Origin of the sequence: Actinomyces procaprae (assembly GCF_004798665.1) — a bacterium.
GTDB lineage: Bacteria > Actinomycetota > Actinomycetes > Actinomycetales > Actinomycetaceae > Actinomyces > Actinomyces procaprae.
Genome location: NZ_CP039292.1, coordinates 360,662 through 372,127 on the forward strand (window position 1 = coordinate 360,662; position 11,466 = coordinate 372,127).

Below are 11,466 nucleotides of genomic sequence, written 5' to 3' on the forward strand. Positions count from 1 at the left end.
AAAGCGGCGTGCTGGCGCGGATAGCTCCCGGTCGCACACCCCGCCGAAGGTGAGGAAACCGCGGAATTGCAACGATTTGACGGTGTGCTGGGAGGTGCGGTAATGGGGTGCCGGCAGGTGGGTGTTGCGGGTGAAGGTGCGGGTCTGGGTGCGCGCCGATGACCCGCCGGGAGACTACCCACAGGCTGAACCGCGTCATTGCCGCCCTCTCCGGAGCTGTGCACAAAGGTGTGGATAAATTCTGTGGATAACCTTGTGGTGGGTGTGGCGGGAGCGACTGGCTGGGGCTGTCCCGGGCGACGTTCGTACCACTCACAGTATGTATGGTGCTGGTCACCCCGGGCGTGCTCGGCTGCGGCGCAAGCACTGGGGCGGTGCTGCGCGGCCCCGGGCGCACTGCGCGGCCCTGGGCGCACAACACCGCTCCTATCCCGAGGTCGGCCGTGCGCCCCGACCTCGGAGTCATTCAGTAACCCCCACGCGGCTTGGCCGACACCCTGACGGTGGTCGCAGCCGACGTCGTCGCCCTCCGGCCGCAGCGCCGGACGCTGGTCACTCGATGGAGCTGGCGATGGCGTCGACCAAGTCCAGCAGGTGCCGGTCGGGAAGGAACTCTCGGCGTACCGACTCGTGTGCGGCCAGTCCCATCTCATGTGCGCGCTCTGGGAGCCGCAGCACATCCGCTACCGCCTGAGCCCAGGCGGCGCCGTCGGCGGGATCCACCAGCACGCCGTCGACGCCGTCGTCGATCTGATCCTGGATGCCGCCCACCGCGGAGGCGACTACGGGAGCCTTCTTCCACATGGCCTCCGCCACCGGCAGCCCGAAGGCCTCCACCAGCGAGCGCTGCGTGACCACATCGGCCACCCGCTGAACCGCATTGACCACCATCGCGTTGACGTCCCGATCGTGCATGGGCACGGCGGCGATGTGCACGCGCGAGGCCACCGAGTCCGGAAGCAGGTCCCAACGGTCCAACACCTCACCCAGCACGGCGGCCGACTCGGCGTCGCGCTCCGGATCCGGGTCCGGGCCGACCAGCAGCAGGTGCGCGTCGGCGGGCAGCGCCGCAATATTGTCGGCGAATGCGTCGACCAGCTCCTTACCGCCCTTGAGGCGGTCCCAGCGGGACACCTGCGCGACCACGCGCACGTTCTGCGGCACCGGCAGGCCCGCGCCCGCCAGCGAGGGCAGCTGCCGAAGCGCGTCGGGGCGCCCGTCCTCGTGCACGAAGGCCACGGCGTCGAAGGGGGGCTCGCCGTCGAACACGCCCGCCAGGCGTGCCACCGACCAGGACTCGTCCAGGTCCAGCACCCGGTTCTTGGGGGAGTCCGGGTTGATGGACGGGGCGATCACCGCGCACCGCTCCGGCTCCACGAAGGGAGGCCGGTAGTCGGGGCGCGAGACGATCACCAGGTCGACCTCCTCCAGGTAGCGGTCAAGGAACGCCCATGCGCGCTGCCCGGCGTCACCCGTGTCCTGGGCGCCCAGGTGGCAGCGCCAGATGACGGCGGCGCCGGCTGCCCTCAGCGCCTTGGCCAGGCCGGCGGTGGGCGGGTCGTGCAGGATGACGACGTCGCCCTCGCGGATGTCGTCGACGACGTTCTCCGCGTTGGAGGCGATCACGTGCTCGTAGATGTCGCGCTGCTTCTCGGCGAGCTTGCCGCCGTCGCCGCGGTCGCCGTGAATGCCGGCGTGCAGGCGGGCGGAGATGGTCGTGAACTCGCTCGGGGCGTCCAGTACCAGCCAGCGGGCGTCGATCCCGATGTCCAGCGCGTAGCCGACCAGCGGGGCGACGATCTCCGCGGGGCCCGACGCCGCGGCGGACGTCGGCGTGATAGTCCAGACGGTGCGTCCCTCCAGGAGGTTCTTGGCCGCTGCGACGCCGTCGCGCAGGCGTCGGATGGCGACCTCGTCCAGGTGGCTTTCGAGGTCCGACAGGGGGAGCGGGGCGACGTCGATGGTTCTCATGAGTAGATCCTGCCCCAAAGCCGTGTGATGCGCAGCACTTTCGACGGCGTGCCGTGTGTTTCGGGCTGTTGCGTCACCCTCAGCTGCTCGCACCGGCTTGCGCGTCGGGAGGTGCGGGGGAGAGGGTTGCCGGGTGATGAGTGTGTGGGAGGAATGGTTGTGTGCGGGTGCCTCCCACGATCCTCTCCCTGATCGGTTCGACACGCCTGGAGGAAAACAGTCATGAGCCAGAGCCCCAACATTCCTGACCCCGGACAGTCACAGCCCATGTGGCAGCCGGCCGGACCCGGGTCGTCTTCTGATGCCTACGGGCAGGGTTCAGCCTCTGGGTATGCGCAGGCGACTCGGCCTCCCGCCTACGGCAACGGGCAGCCGGGCTATTCCTACAGTCAGCAGCCCAACACTCAGCAGGCGGCGTATGCGGCCCCCGGTTATGGGGTGCCCTACGGGCAGGCGGGGTATGTGCAGCCCGGCTACATGCAGCCCAAGTCGAAGGCCGCCGCGGCGGTGCTGGCCTTCTTCCTCGGCGGCCTGGGAATCCACAACTTCTACCGGGGGCAGGTCCGCAGGGGTGTCATTCACCTGTGCTTGGTTGCCGCGGTGGTGGTGCTTTTCGTCATCGGTGGCGTAATCATCGTGGCGAATACGGATGACTTCGGATACACGCCGGACGGGCCCTCCGCCGCGGCTGGATTCAGCTTCATGTTCGCCACGCTCGTCGCCCTTGGAAACTGTATCTGGGCCCTCGTGGAGTTCATCATGATCCTGGTCTCCAGCGACGGCAGCCTCCGGTGAAGGCGATCCGCGCCGTCTCCGGGAGGCGATCGCCGTCGAGGTCGGTAGATATAACCGCCGAGGTCGGTCGTTGTTACCGCCGAGGTCGGTCGATGTGGCTTCCGGGCGGGACTTGGCGGCGCGGTGATCCTGGGCCGTTGGTGTTTCACTGAAGGAGCCGGTTGTGGAGACGCTTGCTGATTTCGACGAGCGCGTCGGCGCATTCCAGACCGACTCGGTCCCCGCCGAGCCGGTGTTCGGACTGCCCGCGTCCCTGGAGGAGAAGGTGGCCCGACGAGTCGGCGTGCTGCGGCCCTTCTATGGGGACACGATCGCCTACTTCCTCGACGATCAGCTTCGGGAGCTCGTAGGGGCGATCGCGCATGACCTCCACGGCCGTTTCGGCGAGTCGCTGTCGCTGCCGCTGCCCGTGGGGATGGCCCATGTGACGCTCCACGATCTCCATTCCGGTTCGGACCGGGCGCGGGTGTGGCCGCTGGTCGAGGCCGGCGCGGCGACGGCCGCGGAGCTGGTCGCGCGGGCGCGTGCGATCGGCCCGATCCGCACCAGGTGCACGGCGGTCTTCAACCTGGTGAATACGAGCGTCGTCGTCGGGATCCGGGCCGTTGACGAGTACGAGCACCGTAGGTTGCTGTCCGCTCGCGCATTGTTTGACGAGATCCTGCCCGCTGGGCCGTTCACGCCCCATATCACGCTTGCCTACTACCGGCCCGAGGCGCCCACTGCGCTGCCTCCCGACGAGCTTCGCGCCACGCTCGGGGAGCTGACCGGCGCGGTTGCGGACAGGCCTGTTGACCTTCTCCCGGAACGCCTGCACGCTCTGCACTTCGACTCCATGAGCAACTACTGGGTGGCCGAGCGGTAGCAGCCGGCGCGGCGGAGTCCGGATCGCGAGCGTGTGCGCCGCAAGCACGACGCCGGAGCTCTGGTCCGCCAGCACGGCGGATGGGTGGCCGTCACAACGACCGACCTCGGTACGTAAGATCTACCGACCTCGGTACGTAAGATCTACCGACCTCGCGAGTGGGGGCGGCGGACACAGGGGCGGAATAGGCGTGGGACGGCCGCGCCGGGTAACCTCGGTCCCGGTTCCACCGCCCACCCAGGAGCAGACATGTCCGCCGTCGAGCCCAACGCCGTGACCGAACCCGCCCGCCCCAGCCAGGCCGCCGAGCATCCCGACACCGTCGAGCGCGCCGCGGCCACGCCCGACCAGGCGATGCCCTACCGCGATCTCGGCCTGAAGGATGAGGAGTACGACACCATCAAGACCATCCTCGGCCGCCGCCCCACCGCCGCGGAGCTGGCCATGTACTCGGTCATGTGGTCCGAGCACTGCTCCTACAAGTCCTCCAAGCTCCACCTGCGCCAGTTCGGGGAGAAGACCACCCCCGAGATGCGGGAGCACCTGCTGGTGGGTATGGGGGAGAACGCCGGCGTCGTCGACATCGGTGACGGCTGGGCCGTCACCTACAAGGTCGAGTCCCACAACCATCCCAGCTTCGTCGAGCCCTACCAGGGCGCCGCCACCGGCGTCGGCGGCATCGTGCGCGACATCATCTCCATGGGCGCCCGGCCCGTGGCCGTCATGGACCAGCTGCGCTTCGGCGCCGTAGACCACCCCGACACGGCCCGGGTGGTGCACGGCGTCGTCGCCGGGGTGGGCGGCTACGGCAACTGCCTGGGCCTGCCCAACATCGGCGGCGAGACCGAGTTCGACCCCTCCTACCAGGAGAACCCGCTGGTCAACGCCCTGTGCGTGGGCGTGCTGCGGCATGAGGACATCCACCTGGCCAACGCCTCCGGTGCGGGCAATAAGGTGGTCCTGTTCGGCGCCCGCACCGGCGGTGACGGCATCGGCGGCGCCTCCATCCTCGCCTCGGAGTCCTTCGAGGACGGCATGCCCGCCAAACGGCCGAGCGTGCAGGTGGGCGACCCCTTCATGGAGAAGGTCCTGATCGAGTGCTGCCTGGACCTGTTCGCGGCCGACCTGGTGCTCGGCATCCAGGACCTCGGCGCCGCCGGCATCTCCTGCGCCACCAGCGAGCTGGCCTCCAACGGCGACGGCGGCATGCACGTGGACCTGGAGAACGTGCTGCTGCGCGACCCCACCCTCACGGCCGGGGAGATCCTCATGAGCGAGTCCCAGGAGCGCATGATGGCGGTCGTCGCCCCGGACAAGCTCGACGACTTCATGGCGGTAATCGACAAGTGGGACGTCGAGGCCAGTGTCGTCGGCGAGGTCAACGGCTCCGGGCGGCTGACGATCGACCACTTCGGGGAGCGGATCGTGGACGTGGACCCGCGCACGGTTGCCCACGAGGGCCCCACCTACGACCGCCCCTACGCCCGCCCCGCCTGGCAGGACGCCCTGAACGCCGACACCTCCGACGCCCTGGCCCGGCCGGGGACGGTCGAGGAGCTGGTGGAGCAGGTGCGCGCCGTCGTCACCAGCCCCAACCAGGCTTCCGCGGCGTGGGTCACCGACCAGTACGACCGCTTCGTGCGCGGCGCCACCGCCCTGGCACAGCCCGACGACGCCGGCGTCATTCGCGTGGATGAGGCCACCGGCCGCGGGGTCGCCATCGCCACGGACGCCAACGGTCGCTTCACCAAGCTCGATCCGGCCACCGGTGCGGCCCAGGCGCTGGCCGAGTCATACCGCAACGTGTGCACCGTGGGCGCCCGCCCGCTGGCCGTCACCGACTGCCTCAACTTCGGCTCCCCGGAGGACCCCGACGCCATGTGGCAGCTGGTGGAGGCGATCACCGGCCTGGCCGACGCCTGCCGCGAGCTGGGCGTGCCCGTAACCGGTGGGAACGTCTCCCTGTACAACTCCCACGGGAAGGTAAAGGGCCTGCCAGACTCCTCCATCAACCCCACCCCCGTGGTGGGCGTGCTGGGTGTGATGGATGACGTGCGCCGTGCCAACCCCTCGGGGTGGCAGGAGGAGGGCCTGGCCATCATTGCCCTGGGTGAGACCCGCGACGAGCTGGACGGCTCGGCCTGGACCCGCGTGGTGCACGACCACCTGGGCGGCCTGCCGCCGCACGTGGACCTGGAGGCGGAGGCCGCCCTCGGGCGGGTGCTGGTGGCATTGAGCGAGGTGGACCTGCCCGACGGCTCCCGGCTGGTGCGCGCCGCCCACGACCTGTCCGCCGGCGGGCTGGCGCAGAGCCTGGTGGACGCCTGCCTGCGCTTCGGCGTCGGCGCGGCCATCGACCTGGCCGCCCTGCCCGGCGACGTTGACGACTTCACCGCGCTGCTGTCCGAGTCCGGCGCCCGCGCCCTGGTTGCGGTGCCGGAGGGCGCCCTGCCCGCGGTGGCGGCGGCCGCCGAGGCCGAGGGTGTGACTTGGGGGCGCCTGGGCACCACCGGCGGGGACATGCTTGCCGTCACCGGCACGGACCTGCTGGCCGACGACGGCTCCGGCCGCCCGCTGGTGCTGGACCTGGATGAGCTGCGGGCGGGGGTGCAGGCGACTTTGCCGGCGCTGTTCGACTGAGGTCGACTCGGCGGCTGAGGGGGTGAGCCTGCCCGGGTACGGATGGGGTGGGCGGAAGCGTCGTCTCCGCGGCTGCGTGACGCCACCGGTGCGGGGCGTGTTTCGCGGCCCGGAGTGCGTTTGGAACGCCACTTCGTGGTTTGCTACGCCGGTTTGCCGTCTGCTACGCCGCTTAACCGTTTGCTGTATACCTCCGCGTCCTTCAATAGAACTAACTGGCGTTGCAAACGGCGAAGTGGCGTTGTAGACGCCCGGTGAGGCGGTGGTTGTGGTGGTCTTTGCCGGGGGTGCCTGTGGCCGACTGTGGGTGTCCGGAGGTGGCGAGAGCGGCGGTTGCGGGTGTGGCGTGTGGTGTTGTTGGGGTGTGTGGGGCTGGCGATGTGCTGGCGGGCCGCCGCAGCCGGGTCACGATTCGGTCTGCGGTACAAAGATTGGTGCGTTTTGCCCCCGACTTTTCCGCATGACTTCGTTGAAAGTTGGTGGCTGGAGGGGCTCTGGGGGTGTCGGTGGCGCTTGGCGTGTTTTCAACGAAAAGTGGTACTTTTGGGGTGGTGCTAGCCGGTCTCGTGGGGTGCTTGCGGGGCCGGTGGCGATCTCGCCTCTGGAAGTGGCGGTATGACGCGGTTTCCAGGGGTAGGGGTCAGGAAGCACCTCGCACCTTCAGGTGCATTAAGACCAAGACGGCCGGAAGCACCACGATAGCCAGCGCCATGAGGTCAGGAAGCACCTCGCACCTTCAGGTGCATTAAGACGAGCACATTGAGATCCAGGGCGCTGTAGGCAGCCAGCTCCCGGGCCACTCCACGCCCACTCGGAACGCCCCTGAGGCGGGGCGACCATCTTCCTGTCAGTCGCAGTCGCGACGGTAGGTCTCTCAATCAGGGCTTACACAGACCATCGAACACACCCCAAGGGCTCCTTCGGATCTGTCAGGCCCCGATGAGGAAGTCCGGTCGCACGTCGCGGGTACCTGCAGGTGGAAGTGCGCCGCCCTACGGGCCGACGACCACGACCTCCTGCGCCCGAGCACGGCCTGTGCTTGGCGAGAACGTCCTTGTGCGCCCCAGTTCCTCATGAATGTGGAGGGCCCTGGGGTCAAAAGGACGTACTCGACCAACCGGCCACAACCCACGACATACCGACCTAGGGCGTGTTATGTAAGTCGTTTGAGCCAGTGGTCGATGCTGGCGATGTGGGTGGTGGCTTGGTAGCGGACGGCGAGCTTGTCGTACCTGGTGGCCATGGCGCGGTTCTGCTTGAGCTGGCCGAAGCACCGCTCCACGGCGTTGCGGTCCTTGTAGGCCACGGGGTCGAAGGCGGGCGGTCTGCCCCCGGCGCTGCCGCGTCGGCGGCGGTTGTCGGCCTGGTCTGCCTTGATAGGGATGGTGGCCTTGATGTGGTGGTTGCGCAGCCAGTCCCGGTTCCCCTTTGAGGAGTAGGCCTTGTCGGCCAGCACCATCTGCGGCCTGGTGCGGGGCCGTCCACCGGCAGGACGCTGGACACATATCTTGTCTAGGACGGGGATCATCATCGGGCAGTCCGCGACCTGTCCGGCGGTCAGCACCCCGGCCAGCATGCCGCAGGCGGCGTCCACGGCGGCGTGAACCTTGGTCGACCAGCCACCCCGAGAGGTCCCCAGGGCGTGATCCTCGGGCTCCCCCTCCACCAGCTGGGGACTGTCCTTGCGCGCCCCAGCGGCATGCACATGCGCCCGACAGGTGGTCGAATCCACCGACACCCGCCAGCCGATCTTGCCGGCGGCGTCGGCCTGGGCGACAAGGGCGGACTCGATGCGCCCCCACCCATCGGTCTGCCAGGCCCGGTACAGGGCGCAGGCCCTCCACCACGGCCCGTAGCGGGCCGGTACGTCACGCCAGGGCGCACCGACCCGGGTTCTCCACCGTACGGCGTTGATCATGTCCCGCAGCGGATACACGCGCGGCCTGCCACGAACAGGCGGGGCGGGCAGCAGGGGCTCGAGCAGCCCCCACTGAGCATCGGTCAGGTCATGACGAGCGGCAGCGTCTATACTCAACGGTCGAGGCCTTTGGCAGTGTCACGGTTTGTTCTCACACCACCCGTGATACCCCAAAGGCCTCACCCCATCCCGCACACCACGCCGACCACCCCACCCGACTAACGCAACACGCCCTAGTTGGACCCCTGTGCCCCCGTTGGACCGCCGTAGCCGCTGGTTACAGCGGTCCATCGGGGCGTGAGCGGTCCAACCGCGCGTGAGCGGTCCAACCAGGGGCGGCGCAAGACCCACTCGCCCCTCGAGGGGCGCACACAGCCCACTCAAACTGGAGCGCCGTAGCCGCCAGATCCGACAAACTCGCCATCCGCTATCAGACCCGCCCGCATCGTCGGCACCCCCACCAGCGCAAACGACTTACACAACACGACCTGAAGCGGCGTTTCCGCTTTGGGGGTGTGGGGTGGTTTTGGTGGGCCGATCCTGGGCGTAGGCCGCAGTGGATGTTCCAGGTTCGGCGGGAGTGGTGCTGGCCGTGCTGGTGCCGGTGGCTCGTTCGCAACCGTGGGTGCACCGCCTGTGCGGCCTCGGGCTGTTCCCGCTGCCGTGTTCCCAAGTGCCGGGAGCCGGACCTGTGCGCGGGTGGGTCCGGCGACGAGCGCGCCGCACGCTCAGTTGTGGCGCAGTTTTAGGGATTTGGCGGAATCATGCGGAAAACACCTCAAGCGGTGAACGGTGCAGTCGGCTCCTACGTGCGCCGACCCCTGCGGCGCACGTAGGAGCCGAACGACCTCCTTCGACCCAAAACCAAGAACGTTGAAATACCGGGCAAAACTCGCTGTCCGGTCAGAGCGGTGAGATGGCTGAGCGTGCGCCGCCCCCGGGAGTACCCACCCGACCGGACCCTAACCACCCGCCAACCATCCACCGCCCAACGCCAACGCCACCCGCGCCTGCCCACCCGCACTCCCCGAGCCCCACTCTCAAACCGGAAGAGCCCCTAAAGCCACGCACTCGCGCCGATAACACGGAAAAGCCTATTGACGCCCAACCAGCGTTGTACTTGTAGACGGGAGCTCCCAGCTTCAGGGCGTGAGAGTCGGGTCGGGACCTACGTGCAGATTGGACGCTGTCTGCGACCACCTATCGGCGCGGCGCCCAGGCGACCTCTTCCGGGCCGACCCCGGGCAGGGCCTGACCGCAGACGATGGCGTCAGCCCGCTCCCAGGGGCGGTCCGCCGCGAAGAAGGGTCTCTCAGCCGCCTGCCAGTCGTGCCAGAACCGCACCGACTCCTCGGCGTCGCCATTGGTGCCGTCGGCGATGTCCCGGCCGATGCCGCGCTCCTCCGCGACGGCGTAGTCGGTCTGGACCCACAGGTGCGCATCGACCAGTCCGGCCGCCGCCCGCATCCCGGCGCCGGTACCCTCCACCAGCACCAGCGGCGTCCCGGCGGGGATGGTGATCGCCCCGGCGCGGCCGTGCCGGGGCCACGCCGGCGGCGTGAACTCCAGGGCGCCGTCGGCACGCACCTGCGTCAGCGTCTCTACCAGCAGGTGGTCCCACTGGTAGAGCGGCTCGTTCCAATCCAGGTCATCGATATGCAGCATCCGCGCTCCGCGCACCAGCGCGGCCAGGCGGTGGGCGAGGGTGCTCTTCCCGCTGCCCGAGCGCCCGTCGATGGCGACGACGGCGGGCTGGCCCGTCGGCCCGCCCGCGCGGCCAAGCGCGTATCGGAGTAGATCGGGCAACGCGGTGACGCTCCAGGAGGGGGCCGGCGGCTCCTCTGGCTGCCGGTGTATGCCAGGCGCGGGGACCGTGCGCGGGCGAGTTGATGAGCGGGCGTGATTACACGGCATACCGGTGACCGAACCTTTCATCGATGTTTGTGGCGAGGTCGCGGATGGCGCGGAAGAGGACGATGCCGAACACGATGTTGACAACCCATCCGCGTGTCCACCAGACGGCGTCGATCGGCCACAGCCCGTACATGACCGTCCAGGAGACCAGCGAAGCGGTGAGTGTGATGGCGGCCAATGATGTCCCCAGTACAGCCGCGCGCAGTGATTCCGTGCCCAGGAGGACGAGGCAGGAGATGAGGCCGAGGATGCACAGGAGGATGGTCGAGTTGGAGTATGCCTCCATCATCTGGCGCACCTGCTTTGTAAGCGCATAGCGCATCGACGGCCCGTAGGAGAAGTCCTCGTCAAGGCGCATGACGATCTGCGCCAGCAGCGCCAAAGACCATGCGGCGACCGTCCACCACTCGGTCCGTCGACGTCGCGGAAGTCGGGTCGGTGCTTGCAGCAGGATCGAATCAACCGGCGGAGTGCCCCACCGTTTGCTGTCGCGGCCGGGGAAGGGCGAGGAGGATTTGGGTTCGGAGGGGCCGGAGGGTGCCGACGCAGGAGAGCCAGAGGAACTCATACCTGGATGATGCCATCAGAGGGCGCGGGCGGAGCTGCGCAGGTGGACCGGACGTCCTCGCCACTTCAACCGACCTCGGCACGTAACAACTACCGACCTCGGTACGTAACAACTACCGACCTCGGTACGTAACAACTACCGACCTCGGTACGTAAGATCTACCGATCTCGGTGGGGGAGGTGGGATGCGGGAGGTGGGATGCGGGATGCGGGATGGGGGATGGGGAGTCCGCTCGGGGCCTGGCTGCGACCGGGCGGCGCGCCCTAGCCTGAGCGGGCGCGACCGCCCGGGCCGCGGGAGAGGAACCACCATGACCGCCACCACCGACGAATCCGTCTTCGCCGCCGAGAACGTATTCGGCAAGGGCGAGCTGAACACCGCCTTCGCCCAGTACTTCATCGGCGACAGCTACCTGAACAACCTCGTCGACGACCCCGAGTGCGCCGTCGGCGTCCACAACGTCACCTTCTCACCCGGCTGCCGCAACAACTGGCACATCCACCACGCCACCTCCGGCGGCGGCCAGGTGCTCATCTGCACCGCCGGTTCCGGCTGGTACCAGGAGGAGGGGCAGGACGCCGTCTCCCTCGAGCCCGGCTCCGTGGTGTTCATCCGCGCCGGCGTCAAGCACTGGCACGGTGCCAAGGCCGACTCCTGGTTCTCCCACATCGCGCTCGCGGTTCCCGGGGAGAACACCTCCAACGAGTGGCTCGAGCCCGTCGACGACGACGCCTACGCTGCTCTGTGAGTGGCGCCCCCGCGTTCGCGGTCGCCGCTCCCTCCCTCTCCCCAACC

8 protein-coding genes are annotated in these 11,466 nt (G+C 68.7%); 4 read left to right on the forward strand and 4 right to left on the reverse strand.

The window, feature by feature from the left end; genetic code table 11:
* Nucleotides 1-552: 552 nt before the first annotated feature.
* A complete protein-coding gene (locus tag E4J16_RS01395; RefSeq protein ID WP_136313046.1) occupies nt 553-1,971 on the reverse strand; it encodes a glycosyltransferase in 1,419 nt (472 codons plus the stop codon).
* 222 nt (nt 1,972-2,193) lie between these two features.
* Between E4J16_RS01395 and E4J16_RS01400 the strand changes: the two genes are divergently transcribed.
* From E4J16_RS01400 to purL, 3 genes are all read left to right on the forward strand, one after another.
* Nucleotides 2,194-2,766, forward strand: coding sequence for an NINE protein (locus tag E4J16_RS01400; protein WP_240038212.1), 573 nt, complete (start codon nt 2,194-2,196; stop codon nt 2,764-2,766).
* Between the two features lie 163 nt (nt 2,767-2,929).
* Nucleotides 2,930-3,631, forward strand: a complete 702-nt coding sequence (locus tag E4J16_RS01405; RefSeq protein WP_136313047.1) for a 2'-5' RNA ligase family protein — start codon at nt 2,930-2,932, stop codon at nt 3,629-3,631.
* A 249-nt stretch (nt 3,632-3,880) separates the two neighbouring features.
* Nucleotides 3,881-6,271 carry a phosphoribosylformylglycinamidine synthase subunit PurL gene (gene purL / locus E4J16_RS01410; RefSeq protein WP_136313048.1) on the forward strand — a complete coding sequence of 797 codons (2,391 nt, stop codon included), beginning with the start codon at nt 3,881-3,883 and terminating at the stop codon, nt 6,269-6,271.
* Nucleotides 6,272-7,424: 1,153 nt separating this feature from the next.
* Here the strand turns inward: purL and E4J16_RS01415 are convergent.
* The 3 genes from E4J16_RS01415 to E4J16_RS15285 form a co-directional block, all read right to left on the reverse strand.
* Nucleotides 7,425-8,306 (reverse strand): IS5 family transposase, encoded by an 882-nt coding sequence (locus tag E4J16_RS01415; RefSeq protein ID WP_136313049.1) that lies wholly within the window; start codon nt 8,304-8,306, stop codon nt 7,425-7,427.
* Nucleotides 8,307-9,389: 1,083 nt separating this feature from the next.
* Nucleotides 9,390-9,995 (reverse strand): uridine kinase family protein, encoded by a 606-nt coding sequence (locus tag E4J16_RS01420; protein ID WP_338028870.1) that lies wholly within the window; start codon nt 9,993-9,995, stop codon nt 9,390-9,392.
* A gap of 97 nt (nt 9,996-10,092) precedes the next feature.
* Entirely contained in the window at nt 10,093-10,671 is a 579-nt protein-coding gene (locus E4J16_RS15285; RefSeq protein WP_204519908.1) for a hypothetical protein, read from the reverse strand.
* Nucleotides 10,672-10,981: 310 nt separating this feature from the next.
* Between E4J16_RS15285 and E4J16_RS01430 the strand changes: the two genes are divergently transcribed.
* Entirely contained in the window at nt 10,982-11,419 is a 438-nt protein-coding gene (locus tag E4J16_RS01430; RefSeq protein WP_136193009.1) for a cupin domain-containing protein, read from the forward strand.
* The last annotated feature ends 47 nt before the right edge of the window (nt 11,420-11,466 follow it).

What these genes read in the sequence shown, in the direction of transcription:
- E4J16_RS01395 (WP_136313046.1), bottom strand. Translation starts at nt 1,971, where the DNA reads ATGAGAACCATCGACGTCGCCCCGCTCCCCCTGTCGGACCTCGAAAGC.
- E4J16_RS01400 (WP_240038212.1), top strand. Translation starts at nt 2,194, where the DNA reads ATGAGCCAGAGCCCCAACATTCCTGACCCCGGACAGTCACAGCCCATG.
- purL (WP_136313048.1), top strand. Translation starts at nt 3,881, where the DNA reads ATGTCCGCCGTCGAGCCCAACGCCGTGACCGAACCCGCCCGCCCCAGC.
- E4J16_RS15285 (WP_204519908.1), bottom strand. Translation starts at nt 10,671, where the DNA reads ATGAGTTCCTCTGGCTCTCCTGCGTCGGCACCCTCCGGCCCCTCCGAA.
- E4J16_RS01430 (WP_136193009.1), top strand. Translation starts at nt 10,982, where the DNA reads ATGACCGCCACCACCGACGAATCCGTCTTCGCCGCCGAGAACGTATTC.